This is a genomic window from Rhizobium sp. YJ-22 (assembly GCF_029601685.1).
In the GTDB taxonomy this organism is placed as follows: domain Bacteria; phylum Pseudomonadota; class Alphaproteobacteria; order Rhizobiales; family Rhizobiaceae; genus Metarhizobium.
This window is the reverse complement of record NZ_JARRIR010000004.1, coordinates 322,429-338,093: the sequence shown is the minus strand read 5'-3', so window position 1 is coordinate 338,093 and position 15,665 is coordinate 322,429. Positions and strand designations below refer to the sequence as shown.

Here is a 15,665-nt window from a genome sequence, read left to right as displayed (position 1 = left end):
CCATGGATGCCCCCGCCGATTTTCGCGCACTGCCTTCCATCGACCGCCTGTTGAAATCGCAGCTGCTGGCGCCGCTTCTCGACCGTTACGGCCGCACACTGGTGACCGAGGAATTGCGCGCCACGCTTCAAGATATCCGCGAGGCGATGCGGACCGGCGGGACGCCGCCGGACGAGGCGGGCATTTTCGCCGCGCTTCTGGCGCGGCTGGAACATCGCGACCGCTCCAATCTTCGGCCGTTGTTCAATCTCACGGGCACGGTGCTGCACACCAATCTCGGCCGCGCTGCTGGCGGAGGAGGCGATTGCCGCCGCCGTCGATGCCATGCGGGAGGCGGCGGCGCTGGAATTCGATCTCGACAGCGGCCGGCGCGGCGAGCGCGACAGCCATCTGCGCGGCCTGCTCTGCGAACTGACCGGCGCTGAAGACGCGACGATCGTCAACAACAATGCCGCTGCCGTGCTGATCGCCCTGAATGCGGTCGGCGCCGGCCGCGAGGCCATCGTCTCGCGCGGCGAGCTGATCGAGATCGGCGGCGCCTTCCGCATGCCGGATATCATGGAGCGCGCCGGCGTGCGCCTCGTCGAAGTCGGCACCACCAACCGCACCCATCCGAAAGATTATCGCGGTGCGCTGCGTCCGGAAACGGCGCTGATCCTCAAGGTTCATACGTCGAACTACCGCATCGAAGGCTTTACTGCCGACGTGCCGGGCGCGGAACTGGCCGATATTGCGAAAGAGGCCGGCGTGGCGCTGGTCAACGATCTTGGCTCGGGCACGCTGATCGATCTCTCCCGCTTCGGCCTGAAACGCGAGCCGACGGTGCGCGAGGCGGTGGCGGAGGGCGCCGGTCTCGTCACCTTTTCCGGCGACAAGCTGCTCGGTGGGCCGCAGGCCGGCTTCATCGTCGGCCGCAAGGATTTAATTGCTGAAATCAACCGCAACCCGCTGAAACGGGCGCTGCGCGTCGACAAGATCCGCATCGCCGCACTGGAGGCGACGCTGAAACTTTATCGCGATCCCGACCGGCTGGCCGAGCGCCTGCCGACATTCCGCCTGCTATCCCGCAAGGAGGCGGATATCCGCCAGCAGGCCGAGCGGCTGGCGCCTGCGCTTGCCGCGCTGCTCGCGCCGCTGGGTTATGCGGTCGATACCTGCGCCTGCGCCAGCCAGATCGGCTCCGGCGCGCTTCCGGTCGATACGATCCCGAGCGCCGGCCTGAGAATCACCGGCGCGAGCGGCGGTGCGCTGGAGACGCTGGCGGCTAGGCTGCGCCTCCTGCCGCGCCCCATCCTCGGACGCATCGGCGATGGCGCTTTTATCCTCGACCTGCGCTGCCTGTCGGACGAAGCGGGCTTCCTTGACAGTCTTTCCAGCGGCTTCGCCCCATCATGATCGTCGGAACCGCCGGCCATATCGACCATGGCAAGACGACGCTGGTGAAGGCCTTGACCGGCGTCGACACCGACCGCCTGAAGGAGGAAAAGGCGCGCGGCATCACCATCGATCTCGGCTTCGCCTATGTGCGTCTCGCCGAAACGGTGACCGGCTTTATCGACGTGCCCGGCCACGAACGTTTCATTCATACGATGGTGGTCGGTGCCGGCGGCATCGATTTCGCGCTGCTGGTGGTCGCCGCAGATGACGGCATCATGCCGCAGACCCGCGAGCATCTGGCCATCCTCGACCTGCTCGGCCTCCGCCGCGGCCTTGTCGCCATCACCAAATCCGATCTGGCCGATGCCGCCCGGCTGGAAGCCTTGCGCCTCGAAATCCACGCCCTTCTGGCCCCGACCGGCCTTGCCGCTGCCGATATTCTCACCGTCTCGGCCGCGACGGGCGCAGGAATGGATGATCTCAAGGCGCGACTCGCCGCGGCCGAGCGCGAGATCGGGGCGGCGCGCGCGAGCGGCCGCTTCCGGTTGGCGGTTGATCGCTGCTTTACGCTTTCCGGCGCCGGCACGGTGGTGACCGGCACGGTGCTGTCCGGTTCGGTCGCGGTCGGCGATCAGGTGGCGATCAGCCCTTCCGGTCTGCCGGCGCGGGTGCGTTCCATTCATGCCCAGAACGAAAAGGCGGAGCGCGGCATCGCCGGCCAGCGCTGCGCCCTCAATCTCGTTGGCGACGGCATTTCCAAGGAGGCGATTGCCCGTGGCGACATGGTGATCGACCCGGCCTTGCATGCGCCGGCGGCGCGCATCGATGCCGAACTTTCCGTTCTCGCTTCCGAATCGAAGTCGGTCGGCGAATGGTTTTCCGCCCGCCTGCATCACGGCGGCGCGGAAACGGATGTCCGCATCGTACCGCTGGAACATCCCGTGCCCCCAGGCGGCCGGGCCAAGGTGCAACTGGTGCTCGACCGGCCAATCGCCGCCGCCGCCCTCGACCGTTTCATCCTGCGCGACGTCTCCGCCCAACGCACCATCGGCGGCGGCCGCTTCCTCGACCTGCGCGCGCCGCTGCGAAAACGCCGCACGACGGAACGGCTTGCTCTGCTCGACGCCATGGCCCGGCCGGAGGCCGCCGATGCCTTGCGCGCAATGCTCGATGTCCCGCCGTTCGTCGTCGATCTCATTGTCTTCGGCCGCGACCGTGCGCTTTCCGAGGAGGAACTGGCAAACGCGATTTCTGCCAGCAATGCCGAGAGCATCCGCGCCGGCGGCGAGCGGCTGGCCCTGTCGCGCCGACAGCGCGCGGCACTGTGCGAAACATTTCATGAAATGCTGAGCGCTTTCCATGCGGAAAATCCCGATCTGCAGGGCATGGGCCGCGAGCGGCTGCGGCTCCAGGTGACGCCGCGCCTGCCGGCGGCCGCCTTTCTGGCCGCGTTGAAGGCGGAGCAGGTTGTGGGGCATCTGGCGCTGGAAGGCGCCTTCGTGCGCCTGCCTGGGCATGTGGTGAAGCTCAGCTCGCAAGAGGAGGCGTTGTTTGCCCGGCTGCTGCCGCATCTGGAAGGCGAGGGTCGCTTTCGCCCGCCGCGCGTGCGCGATTTCGCGGACATGCTGGGCCAGGACGAGCGCGCCATCCGCCGCGTGCTGAAACTCTGCGCCCGGCTCGGCCGGGTGGACGAGCTCCGCCACGATCATTTTTTCATGCGCGAGACGACCGCCGAGATGGTGGAGATCATCCGTGATGTCGCGGCCGGCACGGAAAAGGGAGAATTTGCCGCCGGTCTCTTTCGGGACCGGGTCAACAACGGTAGAAAGGTGGCGATCGAAATTCTCGAGTTCTTCGATCGGCAGGGTGTGACCCTGCGGCGCGGCGATGTCCGCCGCCTCAATCCGCATCGGCTGGACTTGTTTGACGAAGACATTTCCAGAAAAAGTGTTTAGAGCATTTCCAGCAAGAGTGTGACGCGGTTTTGCGTCCGGAAACGCGTGAAAACAAATAGATGGAGCGTTTCGGAGAAAGCGGAACGCTTCAGGCAGAGGAAGAGCGTCGTCCCCGGTGGGGCGTCCGGACTTCAAATCCGGGTGGGGCAGCGAGGCTGTCTCGGGTGGGTTCGACTCCCATTCTCTTCCGCCAGCCGGCGTCTATTCCTTGAAAGCTATATCAGCAGGCCTTGTTGTCGGCGGGCTTTTCCGGCGGCGTCATGGTCAGGTCGAGGCCGCGGGCTGTCGGCGGTTGCCATGTCTGCGAATGTTCGGTCGCGCCTTGCGGATTGGTGCCGATTTGCACGCCGCCGGTGCCGCCCGTCCAGCCGGTGGAGCCGGCATTGCCGGGAGCGGTGCCATCGGAGCTCGTCCTGTCCGGCGGCGTCGCCGGCTCGGCCTTGCCGGACGGGGTGGCGCAGGTGGTGATCGGGTCGACGCTCTTCGTCTGCGCCAGTGTCATGGGCGCCATGGCAAAAAGGGATATCGCGCCGGCGGCAAGGGCGGTCTTCAACCTCGGCATGGCCTTCTCCTTCGCTGTTTGTTCAAAACGAAACCTAGCCCGTCCGGTTCCACGTTCAGGCCTGTACGACGATCCGCGCCGGTCCTTCCGACGCTTTTCCGACGATTGAAGCCAGCGGATAACCGGCGCCGCGAATCGTCTCGCAAATCGAATCGGCCTTGTCAGCCGAACAGGCAACCAGAAGCCCACCGGAGGTCTGCGGATCGGCCAGAAGCAGCCTCTGCCAGTCCGGCAAGGCCTCCGGCAGGTCGACATCGGCGCCATAGCTCGCCCAGTTGCGCTGCGAGGCGCCGGTTATGAAGCCTTCGCGCGCCAGCGATTGCGCCTGGGAAAGGAAGGGCAGGGCGGCAAGGTCGACTTCGAGCCGCAGACCCGAGGCGCGCGCCATCTCCAGCCCGTGACCGAGAATGCCGAAGCCGGTGACATCGGTCAGTGCATGCACATGCGGATCGTCGGCAAGATCGGCGCCGATGCGGTTGAGCAGCGTGGTCGAGGCCAGCATTTCGGCATAACAGCCTTCCGGCAAGGCATTCTTCTTGATCGCCGCCGAATAGATGCCGACGCCGAGCCCCTTGGTCAGGATCAGCGCGTCGCCCGGCCGCGCCCCGCCATTGCGCCGCAATTTTTCCGGTGAGCACAGGCCGATGACAGCCAGACCGTAGATCGGTTCGACCGAATCGATCGAATGGCCGCCGGCGACGGGAATGCCGGCCTCGGCGCAGATGCTCGCCCCGCCTTCGAGGATGCGGGCGATGGTTTCGTGCGCCAGCTTGCCGATCGGCATGCCGAGGATGGCGAGCGCCATGATCGGCCGCCCGCCCATGGCATAGATGTCGGAAATGGCATTGGTCGCCGCGATGCGCCCGAAATCATGGGGATCGTCGACCACCGGCATGAAAAAATCGGTGGTGGCGATGACGCAGGTCTTGTCGTCCACCTGCCAGACGGCCGCATCGTCGGCAGCTTCGCTGCCGACCAGTAGCGGTGCAAAGGCTTGCATTGCCGGCTGCCGCGCCAGCAGGGATTGCAGCACGGAGGGCGCCAGCTTGCAGCCACAGCCGCCGCCATGGGCAAGTTCGGTGAGGCGAGGGGCAGAGTGCATGGGATCTCCTGACATCGCGTTTCATCAGATATGGCTGCTTGCCGGTTTTGCAAGCCGGCGCTTGCAAGCCGATGGAGCCGCCATATTCTTCTGGTGTCAACCAAGGAGAACATCATGACCAGTTCATCCGTCGCGGTTTTTGTCGGCAGCCTGCGAAAAGCCTCGTTCAATCGCAAGATCGCTCATGCCCTGATCGGGCTCGCCCCTGAAAATCTGAAACTGGAGATCGTCGAAATCGGCGACCTGCCGCTCTACAACCAGGATTTCGACGACGAGGGCACACCGCCAGCGGCTTGGACCGCTTTTCGTGACAAGGTGCGCGGCTTCGATGCCGTGCTGTTCGTGACGCCGGAATATAACCGTTCGGTGCCGGCGGTCTTGAAAAACGCCCTGGATGTCGGATCGCGGCCTTATGGCAAGAGCGTTTGGAGCGGCAAGCCGGGCGCCGTCGTCAGCGTGTCGCCGGGCGCAATCGGCGGCTTCGGCGCCAATCATCATCTGCGCCAGTCGCTGGTGTTTCTCGATATCCCGACCTTGCAGCAGCCGGAGGCCTATATCGGCGGCGTGGCCGGCCTGCTGGATGACGACGGCAAACTGGCCAAGGACGAAACGAAAAAATTCCTCTCCGGTTTCATGGAGCGATTCGCCGCCTGGATCGCTGCCAACCGGCGGGCATGAGAAAAGCCGCGCGGCAGGCCTTGGCCCGCCACGCGGTGAATTGCCGGGTTAGACGTACCAGAGGCCGTCATTGAGGAAGGCGGATTGCAGGCCCTTGTTCTCGGTGCTGTCGGCGAAGAAGGCCAGCACCTTGTCCTGGGAGTATTCGCCGGAATTCAGCGCACCCACCCAGTAATCCATGCCGGCCTTTTCGGAGGAGCGGCCGAGCACGTTGCTGTAGAGCGCCTCGACATATTTCTGGTTGTCGTTCATCGAGCCGTAGCGGGCCGAAAATTCCGGCGAGCTCAGGAAAAGCTTGGCTGTTTGCTGCAGGCTGAGTTCATTGGCGTCGAGCTTGCGGATCCAGTAGCCGGAACCGCCGGCGTCGGCGGCGCGGTCGAATGCCGCCTTGTAGAGGCGGAAAAGCTGGCCGGCATGTCCCTCCAGGTCGAAGGCGAGGGTACCATCGCTGAACTTGATGCGCTCGACTTCGGTCAGGCTGGTTTCGGAGGACGAAGTCAGCGTCACTGCGCCGTCCTTGATCTTGACGCCGAAGGTGGAGCGCGCGCCGTCGATGACCGCCGTATCGAGGCCACTGCCGCCGATCAGCCTGTCCGAGCCGCCGCCGCCGACCAGCAGGTCGTCGCCCGCGCCGCCGTCGAGGATGTCGTTGCCACTGCCGCCATAAAGCGTGTCGTTGCCATCGTAGCCGTAGAGCGTGTTCTGGCCGCCATTGCCGGTCAGGATATTGGCGAGCTGGTTGCCGTGGATGGTGTCGTCACCGCTGCCGCCGATGGCGTTTTCGATCAAGCTGGCGGTTTCGCCATTGTAAAGATAGGGGTTGGCGATATTGCCGCGCGCCATTTGGCCTTCGGCGCCGAGGATGGCGTATTGCCCGCCGAGATTCGTCCAGGCGCCTGCACGCAGGTCGACAGTCAGGTTGCTGGCATAAGCCTGAAAATCATAGGTGTCGGTGCCGCCGGCATCCCAGGGCGTGACGAAGACGACAGGCGTATTCGGATCGAACTTGTAGACATTGTCGCCGGCCTGAGTCGTCCGGTTCGGCCCGTACAGCGCCTGGATGGCGGCGATATCGTTCATCATCGGACCGATCGGAAAGCTGCCGGCCTGGATCGTGTAACCTTCGCCGGAGTTTTCCCCGATATAGCTGCTGTAGCTCATGACCGACGATTCCACCGAATCGATCGAAGTATCGACGGATGGGAAGCTGCCGATCGCATCATGCGGATGCTTCAGGCCGAGCGCATGGCCGAGTTCATGCAGCAGCGTGGTGAATTCATAGGTGCCTTCGGACCAAGGTAGGGCCGGATCCATGCCGCCGCCGAGCTGCACATCGCCCGACTCGGCCTTGTCGCCGGGAAAGTCGACGACCTGGGCGGTCGAGTTGTCGGCGCTCTTGTACCAGTAGATGCGGATATCCGAATCGGACGGATTGGCCGATTCGACGAAATGGATGTTGGCGACGCCGGACCAGTGCGCCAGCGCCCGCAGCATCACCGCCTTCTGCGCCTCGGTCAGCGCCTCGAAGGGAGCGGTGTTCTCCACCGGGTTTTCCGCGCCCGGCGCATAGCCGGTCACCTGCGCCGCCAGCGTCGGAAAGCTGTAGGTCAGCGTATTGGAGTTCCACTTGGTTCCGTAAAGAATCCCATCAATATAGGAAATGCCCGTCGTCGCGACGGCGGTACCACCGGCTGGCATGCTCTGAATCCCCCAGAGAGTTGAAACTGGAGGAAGGATTAATGGGCCGGTCTCGCGCACCAAAACGCCAAAACTGGTGTCACCAGTTTTGGTCGATTGCCACCCTTGACGCGCATCTACGTCCGCGCCTGCAAACTTGCGATAGAAAGAAGGAGAAAAGCGTTGCCCGCCGGATAGGCAGCCGCTTCGAAGCGCGGCAATCGGTGCTACGGTACCACGGAATTCTACAAAAATATGGAGGAAGTGAGAAAATGGTGGGCGATGAGAGCCCACAGGCCTATCGCTTAGTATTTGTTTTTGCTTTATTTTCTGAATTTTTCCCCTCACTTTGATTTGGGTGAGGGATTTTTATGTTCCCGATCTGGTCCGCGACGATGCGACTTGCCTCGATCCCGAGACGCTTTCTATCGACGCCTTTGGTGTAGATTTCGGCTGTTGCGATGTTCGTCCAGCCGTATTGCGCGAGTAGTTGATGGGTCGCCGCGCCGCCTTCTGCCGCCAGTGTTGCGCTGAGTTTTCGAAGCCCATGCGCCGACTTGGTGACGTTCGCTTCCGTGCATTTGATGCGGAACCAGTTGCCGAAGCTCTCCTTGGTAAAGGCCTTCCCGAAGGCATTCTCGACGAGGTGAAGGCCCTTCCGTGGCGTTGCTTCGATCATCTTCACCAACTCGTCAGAAAGCTCCACCGTGATCCGCGCGCCGGTCTTTGCTGTGTCTATAGACAGCACCCGGCCGCTGATATGTTGCCGGCCGACGACAACAACGTCGGATCGGCGCAGGCCCGCGAGTAGCATAAGCTCCATGGCCAACCGTTCCACCGTGCCAACCTTGTGCGCGGTCCTGAATGCTACGACGTCCTCGACCGTCCACGGCGGGAATCCATCCGTCTTGTAGCTGGGCGGTTCAACGCCGATAGTCGGATCGACCGACACAAGGCGCATCTTCTTTCCCCACGAAAACATCCCCTTCATCGTCTTCAGGAAGTTCGCCGCGGCCGCGGGCGTTTCGTGCCGCTTGTCCACACCTTCCTGGATGACGTCCTGCGTGAACGCGTTCAGCGAATGTCGCGCATTCTTCTCCAGCACCTTCAGCATGATCAGCCGCTGCTGTTTCTGCGTGGCGGCACTATATCCCGCCCACTTCGCGCTCTCGGTCGTGTAGCGGTCCCATAGCCATTTCAGGGTGCCTTCATAGACCTTCTCGACCGGCAGGGGCTTCCCGCCTGTCAGTGCGGCCATGTACGCGGCCTTGAAGGTGGCATCGGTCGGGTTCGGAAGGCGGATGCGCTTCCCCTTGCCGATGCGAAAATAGAAGACCCACTTTCCGTGGCGGGTCTGCTGTTTGTGAACGTGGGGGTACTGTTTCCGGGGCATGCCCGAAGCATCATAGGCTTGGTCTGGAATAGTCAATTCCGGGCTCCTTGCCGGCCGGTGCATCGGGGATGACGGTAAAAACCGCATCGCCGACCTTGATTTCAATGCGACAACCGGTGGATTTCGCGACCTCGGCGGCGCGCTGCATGTCTTGCTTTCGGATTAGCGCGGGTGTGGACATGGCTGCTTTCCCCCGATTTCCCCGCTATCCACAGGGCGTGATGGCCCATACATTTCCTCGAAATCCCTGCGAGCAGCCCACCGTGCCAGTGCTCTGACGAACTCCAAGAATGCTTCGCGTGCTTCCAGATATTCTGCTGTCGGCAGTTTTTCGTTGGTGGTCATGGCTTTGCCCTTGCGATTGCGGTTAACGCGTTCAGGAGAGCATTTTCGCCGTCGGCGTGATAGCGGAGCGATGAGCCCCAGGCAGCAACGCACCATTCTGCCTTCTGTGCCGCCTCAGCGAGGCTCACAGGCACGTAGACGATGATTTGCTGCTCAATCGACCACATGGCCGCGAAGGCACGTTCCGCGGATGCCATTGCGGCTGTGAGGCCGGACTGGTCCTCAAGCGCCTTCTCCTGGGCCGTGAGCCTCCGGAACTCGGACAGCTTTGCCGATCGCTCCTGCTGCCAGCGTCGGCGAGCTTCGACGTGCTTGGGAAGCTTGCGGTTCTGTTCCGAGATGAACCGGCCGGGATCCTTGGAAGCGAAATGCCGCTCGATCGCTTCTTCGGACTTGGCGTAGACCGGCAGATCGCCCAGGCGAACGCGGACGGCGGGAAGGACCTTAAGCGTCGGTCCGTCCTCGATCGCTCTGACGCGCTCACCGGCGGCATCAGCTACAGCAACAGCTTCGCGATGTCGGGCCAGCAAACCGTCTAGTGCAACGGAACTGGTCTCGCTGGCGGTCGCCGGCGCCGCGATGGTGGCGGCTATCGAGGCCAATGCGGTTCGACGGGAGATTTTCGGCATGCCTTCGGCGGCAGACTGAATCGGTCTGTTCATTGATCTTCTCCGTGTTTCGATGATGGTGCCCGTCTATCGCGGGCTAAAAATCAGGCTTTGCCAGGCGGGCTGCCCGCCACGCTCAGTTCGGCAATGCGATCGACGAATGCTTGCTGGCCCTTGGCAACAAGCGCGGCCGTGAATTCGCTCTTGAAGGCAATGCTGTTGGTGTTTTCTTCCCAGAGTTCTGAGGCGAGCTTGAGAGCGACGAGATCGCTCATCTGGATGAGGTCCATCTTCGACCATGGGAGCGGGTGATGCAGAGTTTCGGCTTCTGCGATCTTGCGACCGATCGTCTCTACCTGGGTCAGCATCACGGATGCTCTTTCGACGATGCGCTCTTCGAACTCGGCGCACGCTTCCGTTCGCGCACTGGCGATCTGCCCACGCGCCCATGCAAGATCACCTTTCGACAGCATGTGCGTTTTCTGGATCTCGTCGATGATGGGTTTCGTCACATCCTCGTCCACGCACCGATCGAAAATCTCCTTTGCCGCCTCGCGGGCTCGATCCTCGATGGTCATGCCGCTTCTCCCGCCTCGGAATCCTTCTCGGCCTGCTCGATGCATTGGCCGAATGTCCAGTCAGGGTGATGGTCCCAATAGGGTGCCGCGACCTTTTCGGCCAACTCCATCTCACTGGCGACTTCACCCATCGATCGCTCGCGCTTGCGGCGGACATCAATCGCTTTGCGGTATTCGACACGGGACAGGGACAGCGTCAGCTTGACCTTGGTCTCGTCGTCATCAACCGCCACGGCGCCGGGAAGCAGCAGGAAGCTGAAGCCGAACTGCTTGTCGTCGTGAGCCTTCATCGCGTTCTTGGCCATGGCATTGGCTGCTTCGCGAAGGTCTCGAGTGATCGTTGCGATGCTGGTGCGCTTGCGATCGACACGGCTGATCCGGTCGTAAACCGTCGGCGCGAGGGTGCGGGCGTTGAAACCGTCGCCTGCAAGTGCCGTCTCCACGGCCTTGTTGACGGTGTTGGAGTAAGCTGTCATGCGGATGCTCCTTTTCGGCGCTCCCAGGCGCGTGCGAAGTTCTCGAACCATTGCGAAACGTTGAGAAGCGCCGGCACATCGACGGCGTGGTGGAGGGCCGATGGCACCGCGGCGACCATATCGGCCGGCGGAGGCAGTTCCTGCACCAACTCGGCGGCGCGAAGGATCTGCGAGATGTGGGCGCGGTTCTCCCGGGTGCCGAAGGCGCGCTCTAGCCTCGCTTCCCGCTCGGGCGTCATAGGCTCTGCCGCCGGCAGCGCGTCGATCGCTTCCTGAAGGGCCTTTGCGTTGTTCAGCGCGTCCACGGCCTTCTGAAAGCCAGGATCATTTTCGAGGTCGGCGGCGGTGATTTCGTCATCGGAGGTCGGTACGAATTTCGTACCAACTTCATCACCCTCGACATGGTACGGATTTCGTGCGATGTCACCCGGCTCACTGTGCACCGGGGTGGGTAAAGGCTGCATTTCCTTTTCGCCCAGAACCGAATCCTGCGCGGGTAGCGGTTTGGTAGCCAAACCAATGGCTGCCGTGTTCATGGTGGCAGTGGTGCCGTGTTTGGTGACGTAGGTTCGTTCCTCACAGCGATTTTCTCGCAGTGACCGCACCATGAAATCTGAAACGGAGCAGCGTCGCGCGATAGCTCGATCACTCCATGTCGACCACTCTGCATCCTGCAAAAGGGTCGCTATAGCGCGGCGCTTGTCCTCGTTGGTTCTGCGCAAGCCGTGTGAAGCGTTTGCGCCGACGCTGAAGAGGATCGCATCCCGTCGGGTTCCTTGGCGGATGTCAGGAGCAACTTCCGTGACGCCATTGCGCACGAGTGCGGCGTGACGGTGGAATCCGTCGGCCAGCCAATATTCAGTGCCGTCGAAGAAGACGACAATCTTGGGGAATTCAGCGCCGGCTGCCATCGCTGCCGCGTAATCGGCAACGACTTCGTCAGAGAAGGCCGCCCGAGGTTGCGTCCCACCGTTGGTCTGAATGGCGGAAAGCGGGACTATGGTCGGAGATGCCGCGGGTTGGAACCGGATCGCGCTCATGTTCACTCCATCGAGTTTGTGGAGAAAACATATCCATGGATAAATCCATCGTCAAGGTGTCCTATGGATAAATCATAGCGATGGAATGTCTCGGACAACTCTGATGACAAATCCCTCGATGACTATCACTTCGCCGGGGGCAACGACGTACGCGGCAGGGTCATTCTCAAATCGGCTGGCAAATTCAAGGTCGATAATGTCAGGGCTGCCGCTCTTAGGGCGGGTCGTCAACATGAACCCATCTTCACCGAGCACAACCTCCCGCAAAGATGTTTCATGAAGATCGTGAGGTGAAACGATGCGGGTAACTACGACATATCGGTTCTTGTAGGCCTGGAAGTCTTTGATGTTGTACGGCATCGCAGTTGTAATCACGTCACCTCTAAGAAACCCTGCGTCATTCATGCTGTCATCGCCAATTTCGTACAAATCGACAGAATGATCAGGTGCGATTGGATGGCCGTAGAGAAGGTTTTTTCCGTATGAAATCAGTTCATTAGCAGGTTTCTGAAAGACCCCAACTTTAAGAATGCTAGTAATGTCAGATAATCTGATGTCGAGGATCTCATTTTCGCTCGGTCGAAACGCTAGAGGGTGGTTCGCATCGCCAAGTAAATAGGACACTGTGCATTGAAGCGTTTCGGCCAAGCTGGCAAGTGTAGCCACAGTGGGGCTTTTCGATTTGCCTGCAATGATGTCGCGAACGGCAGTTTTGCCTAAGCCCGATCTAACGGCGGCCTGGGTCACGTTCATGTTGAGAGCCTTGAGGCGCTCCTGAATTCGGTCGGCGAGAATATTGTCCATGCGTGGCAGTATCCATATTTTTCGTGTGTGGGCCAATGTGAATTATCCATACAATGCGCTTGTAAAAAATGGATTAATCCATATCATTGTCGTCGTCATGGAAAACGAACTCCGCAAAATCCTCCTTGAAACCGCCGCCGCGTTCGCTTCTGCGAGCGACTGCGCCGTCTCGACGGTTGCCCGCCGAGCCAAAAGCGACCCGAACTTTTTCAGTCGGCTCGCTAACCCTGAGAACAGCTTCACCGCGCGAACCTTTGACCAGGTCATGCGGTGGTGCGCCGACAACTGGCCGGAGGGTAAACAGTTGCCCTTGGGTCTCATGAAGTGGATGGCCGAAATCGGTTATCAACGCCCGGAGGTCGCCGAATGACCTCCGCCCCGCAACCAAACTGGAAGAATGTCTTCCGTGCCGGCATGTACGCGTGCCCGAAACTTCGACAGCACAAGATGCACCGCGACCTGCTGGGGTATCTCGTCCACTCCGCAAACCAGTCTTCACGGTTTTGCTGGTCCAGCCAGTCGGAACTCGCCAAGATTTGCGGCTGCTCCGTCCGCAACATTCACGACCTGATCGCCTATCTGGCGGAAATGGGGGCCCTCTTCCCTGCGAAGTTCGTCGACTTGCCCAAAACTCGGCAGGAACGGATTCGCGCCCTTTCGCCGCGGAAGAACTTCCGCAACTGCAAAGTCTATTACCTGTCGGTCGATTGGGCCAAGGACATGCTGGCGGCAGAAGCCCAGGCCGATGCTCCGTCTGGCGAGGCCGCTTCGAACCTCTCAAAAGCTGCACAAGGCCGGGGGCGGGCAAGAGGCAATGAACGCCGTCGCCGTTACGCGCCAATGGACGTCCTTGTTTCCAGCGAAATCCCCGCTCTCGGCGACTTCGACGAATGGCAAATTCTGACCGCAACGGCGGTTAAGACCGGAAGTCCCACTTCCGCATTCAAACCGGCTGAGACCGGAAGTGGGGCTACAGACATACTTATTGAATATAACCCAGCCGAAATCTCTACGCCAAACAATGGCGCCGACGTCTCTTCGACCCTCCATCCTCAAGAGCAAATCACGGGTACAGCGATTCCGTTTTCGCCGACGGTGCCCGACCGGATCCCCGTGCCGGATGGTTACGGCGCTGGCGAAGCCGGCGCACCGGGTCAAGGGGCAACGCTCCTTGCGGGTTTGGGCGGAGCCCATGAAACCTTGGAGTATGACGCTGCGCGCGCGCGCGAATCCGAACGGAGGGCATCATGACCGACACATGCCAGATGATCCCGTTTCCGCTGAACCGCCGCGTCGGCAAGGTCCGTCGTGTGGCGGAAGTGCTGATGCGGAGGGCCGGTAAGGAACAGCAGGCTTATTGGAAGACGGAACTGAACCGGCTTTGCGCAGGCTTGGCCGATCTCGGGTTCGCCGAGCCGGAGATCCACTCGCAGCTTCGAAGCTTCAGGGCGGCCGTGGAATTTGAAATTCGGCGGCAATCGATTTCTGCCTCGCCAGCCGGCAACAATCCCAAAGGTGCAGCATGACCGTCACTGTTCGAGGTTTCACGCTCCGGGAAAGAACGATGATCAAGAGCGAGGATGACGCGTGGGCGTTCTACGAGTTCTTCCAAGCACGGGTTCACGGTTGGGACAGCTTTCTCTCCGTTTCGCCGAAGACAGGGTTTATCGACTACAGAACGAAAAAGGCCAGAGCCGCTGGTGCTCTTTTCAGAGACTTGCACCTTAACGCCCCAGACCGGGCCGAAATATTCGACACATTGTTTCGTGGCCGCGATCCTATCCTGCTATGGCCGCGAGAGTTCCACGACGTTCTTCGTTTCCGTCTTTGGCATCTTGTGCCGGAAGAAAAGCACGAGCCTTTGTCTCCGATGGGCATGGAGACCAGAACTAAGTATCAGGAAATGCCCCCGTGGCCGGATTTCCTGCTGCCATATGCTGAAATGGCATCCGCCGACGATCACCCGCCATTTCCCCCGAAGTCAGAGCTTTATCTCTGCATGGAACGCGCGCATGCGCATCGGGGGCAGCTATGACGCCCTTCATCGACATCAAGCCCGGCCAGTGGGTGATTGCCTTCTACGGGTCGTATTTCTTTCCAGGATCGGACATGGGCGAATGGCTGGAGAGGTTCGTATCGCGGGGCGGGGGCTGGGATAACGCTCGAGCGACCGACATCTTCAGCATTCACATGGTCGAAGCCGTCAGGCCCAAGACATACCTCGCCGACGGTGGTCTCCGCTTCAGCCGTGATCGCATCGTGGCTGCGCTCGAATCCAATGCCGACGCCGTCATCCTCAGAGACCGATTTTTCGCGATCGGGCATTCGGCAGACGACCAGATCGATTTCGCGGTTGACCGTCTGGCCCGTCCGGTCCGGCGCCGGGTCTACGCCAAGGCCCTGAAAGAAATCCACGAGATCCTCCCGCACATTTTCAAATCCGAAGGATCCTCGAAATGAAGAACGTCACACGTCTTGCTGAGGTCGAGCTGACTGCAAAAGTTGCGGCTTCAATCCACGCTGAGATGCTGAAGGGCAAACGACCGTCTGACATGGGGCCGCGGGACTTTGCGGCCATCGCAGAACCGGTTCTGGACAAATTGAGCCCGGAGGCGAAACGGTTTGCAATTCGCCAAGGCGTAGAGGCCATGGTCAGGTGGGTGCTCGGTGAGAAAATTGCGGAAGCAATCTGGGATTCTGGCCTCGGATGGCCGGACAATAATGAGGTGACACGGTCCATCGCCCGGAAGCTGAAGTTCTCCGACCTGGATGAAGCCGTTCAGTGCCTGGCGGCATATCGGGAACACATCTTCGAAGTCACGTTCTCGGGCCTCGACGACTTCCAGCTTCTCGGACGGTTCGCCCCGCTGTTCATCGCCCAGCCTGAGGACGCGATGCTTGGCGAAGTCGCTACCATGAAAGCCGCCCGCGGCGACAAGCTCGCTTTGTCCTTCCTTGAATGGAAGGAAGTGGCATGAGTTGGCGTCTGTCGTTCAAAAGCTATCGGGCGTTGTTTGAGGCCGAACAGCGCATGCACCAGTGCGAGAAGGAACACGCTTCCTTCTGGCAG

The 15,665-nt window shown here is 61.2% G+C and carries 18 protein-coding genes, 1 tRNA gene and 1 pseudogene; 10 read left to right on the top strand and 10 right to left on the bottom strand.

The window, feature by feature from the left end:
• Positions 1 to 2: 2 nt before the first annotated feature.
• The 3 genes and pseudogenes from selA (at position 3) to P7F60_RS12235 (ending at position 3,525) form a co-directional block, all read left to right on the top strand.
• Positions 3 to 1,395: pseudogene (selA, locus tag P7F60_RS12245) on the top strand (L-seryl-tRNA(Sec) selenium transferase).
• Positions 1,392 to 3,332, top strand: coding sequence for a selenocysteine-specific translation elongation factor (selB, locus tag P7F60_RS12240; RefSeq protein WP_277918001.1), 1,941 nt, complete (start codon positions 1,392 to 1,394; stop codon positions 3,330 to 3,332). The pseudogene selA and the gene selB overlap by 4 nt, the downstream one beginning before the upstream one ends.
• A gap of 97 nt (positions 3,333 to 3,429) precedes the next feature.
• Positions 3,430 to 3,525: transfer RNA gene (locus P7F60_RS12235), tRNA-Sec, on the top strand.
• Between the two features lie 27 nt (positions 3,526 to 3,552).
• Here P7F60_RS12235 and P7F60_RS12230 read toward each other — a convergent pair.
• Positions 3,553 to 3,843 carry a hypothetical protein gene (locus P7F60_RS12230; protein ID WP_347276870.1) on the bottom strand — a complete coding sequence of 97 codons (291 nt, stop codon included), beginning with the start codon at positions 3,841 to 3,843 and terminating at the stop codon, positions 3,553 to 3,555.
• 106 nt (positions 3,844 to 3,949) lie between these two features.
• Positions 3,950 to 4,996 (bottom strand): selenide, water dikinase SelD, encoded by a 1,047-nt coding sequence (gene selD / locus P7F60_RS12225; RefSeq protein ID WP_277917999.1) that lies wholly within the window; start codon positions 4,994 to 4,996, stop codon positions 3,950 to 3,952.
• 114 nt (positions 4,997 to 5,110) lie between these two features.
• Here selD and P7F60_RS12220 point away from each other — a divergent pair, with 114 nt between their 5' ends.
• The gene (locus P7F60_RS12220) at positions 5,111 to 5,674 is read left to right on the top strand and encodes an NAD(P)H-dependent oxidoreductase (RefSeq protein ID WP_277917998.1); all 564 of its coding nucleotides are present in this window, start codon (positions 5,111 to 5,113) and stop codon (positions 5,672 to 5,674) included.
• 48 nt (positions 5,675 to 5,722) lie between these two features.
• Here the strand turns inward: P7F60_RS12220 and P7F60_RS12215 are convergent, their stop codons facing one another.
• The 8 genes from P7F60_RS12215 to P7F60_RS12180 form a co-directional block, all read right to left on the bottom strand.
• Complete coding sequence (locus P7F60_RS12215) at positions 5,723 to 7,372, bottom strand: DUF4214 domain-containing protein (RefSeq protein ID WP_277917997.1); 1,650 nt, start codon at positions 7,370 to 7,372, stop codon at positions 5,723 to 5,725.
• A 277-nt stretch (positions 7,373 to 7,649) separates the two neighbouring features.
• Positions 7,650 to 8,780 carry a tyrosine-type recombinase/integrase gene (locus tag P7F60_RS12210; RefSeq protein WP_277917996.1) on the bottom strand — a complete coding sequence of 377 codons (1,131 nt, stop codon included), beginning with the start codon at positions 8,778 to 8,780 and terminating at the stop codon, positions 7,650 to 7,652.
• Complete coding sequence (locus P7F60_RS12205; RefSeq protein ID WP_277917995.1) at positions 8,755 to 8,925, bottom strand: hypothetical protein; 171 nt, start codon at positions 8,923 to 8,925, stop codon at positions 8,755 to 8,757. The genes P7F60_RS12210 and P7F60_RS12205 overlap by 26 nt, the downstream gene beginning before the upstream one ends.
• Positions 8,926 to 9,085: 160 nt before the next feature.
• Positions 9,086 to 9,751 (bottom strand): hypothetical protein, encoded by a 666-nt coding sequence (locus tag P7F60_RS12200; protein ID WP_277917994.1) that lies wholly within the window; start codon positions 9,749 to 9,751, stop codon positions 9,086 to 9,088.
• Positions 9,752 to 9,801: 50 nt separating this feature from the next.
• Positions 9,802 to 10,275 (bottom strand): hypothetical protein, encoded by a 474-nt coding sequence (locus P7F60_RS12195; RefSeq protein WP_277917993.1) that lies wholly within the window; start codon positions 10,273 to 10,275, stop codon positions 9,802 to 9,804.
• Entirely contained in the window at positions 10,272 to 10,751 is a 480-nt protein-coding gene (locus tag P7F60_RS12190; protein WP_277917992.1) for a hypothetical protein, read from the bottom strand. Before P7F60_RS12190 ends, P7F60_RS12195 begins: the two co-directional genes overlap by 4 nt.
• Positions 10,748 to 11,791 (bottom strand): ParB N-terminal domain-containing protein, encoded by a 1,044-nt coding sequence (locus P7F60_RS12185; RefSeq protein WP_277917991.1) that lies wholly within the window; start codon positions 11,789 to 11,791, stop codon positions 10,748 to 10,750. The genes P7F60_RS12190 and P7F60_RS12185 overlap by 4 nt, the downstream gene beginning before the upstream one ends.
• 72 nt (positions 11,792 to 11,863) lie before the next feature.
• Positions 11,864 to 12,595, bottom strand: coding sequence for a helix-turn-helix transcriptional regulator (locus P7F60_RS12180; protein ID WP_277917990.1), 732 nt, complete (start codon positions 12,593 to 12,595; stop codon positions 11,864 to 11,866).
• Between P7F60_RS12180 and P7F60_RS12175 the strand changes: the two genes are divergently transcribed.
• Genes P7F60_RS12175 through P7F60_RS12150 form a run of 6 tightly spaced genes read left to right on the top strand, consistent with a single transcriptional unit; the run spans position 12,594 to position 15,573 of the window.
• Complete coding sequence (locus tag P7F60_RS12175; protein WP_277917989.1) at positions 12,594 to 12,965, top strand: hypothetical protein; 372 nt, start codon at positions 12,594 to 12,596, stop codon at positions 12,963 to 12,965. The genes P7F60_RS12180 and P7F60_RS12175 overlap by 2 nt on opposite strands.
• Complete coding sequence (locus tag P7F60_RS12170; protein ID WP_277917988.1) at positions 12,962 to 13,846, top strand: helix-turn-helix domain-containing protein; 885 nt, start codon at positions 12,962 to 12,964, stop codon at positions 13,844 to 13,846. The genes P7F60_RS12175 and P7F60_RS12170 overlap by 4 nt, the downstream gene beginning before the upstream one ends.
• Positions 13,843 to 14,121, top strand: a complete 279-nt coding sequence (locus P7F60_RS12165; protein WP_277917987.1) for a DUF6074 family protein — start codon at positions 13,843 to 13,845, stop codon at positions 14,119 to 14,121. The genes P7F60_RS12170 and P7F60_RS12165 overlap by 4 nt, the downstream gene beginning before the upstream one ends.
• Before the next feature lie 38 nt (positions 14,122 to 14,159).
• Positions 14,160 to 14,630 (top strand): hypothetical protein, encoded by a 471-nt coding sequence (locus P7F60_RS12160; RefSeq protein ID WP_277917986.1) that lies wholly within the window; start codon positions 14,160 to 14,162, stop codon positions 14,628 to 14,630.
• On the top strand, positions 14,627 to 15,055 hold the full coding sequence (locus P7F60_RS12155; RefSeq protein ID WP_277917985.1) for a hypothetical protein: 429 nt from the start codon (positions 14,627 to 14,629) through the stop codon (positions 15,053 to 15,055). The genes P7F60_RS12160 and P7F60_RS12155 overlap by 4 nt, the downstream gene beginning before the upstream one ends.
• A complete protein-coding gene (locus P7F60_RS12150) occupies positions 15,052 to 15,573 on the top strand; it encodes a hypothetical protein (protein WP_277917984.1) in 522 nt (173 codons plus the stop codon). Before P7F60_RS12155 ends, P7F60_RS12150 begins: the two co-directional genes overlap by 4 nt.
• The last annotated feature ends 92 nt before the right edge of the window (positions 15,574 to 15,665 follow it).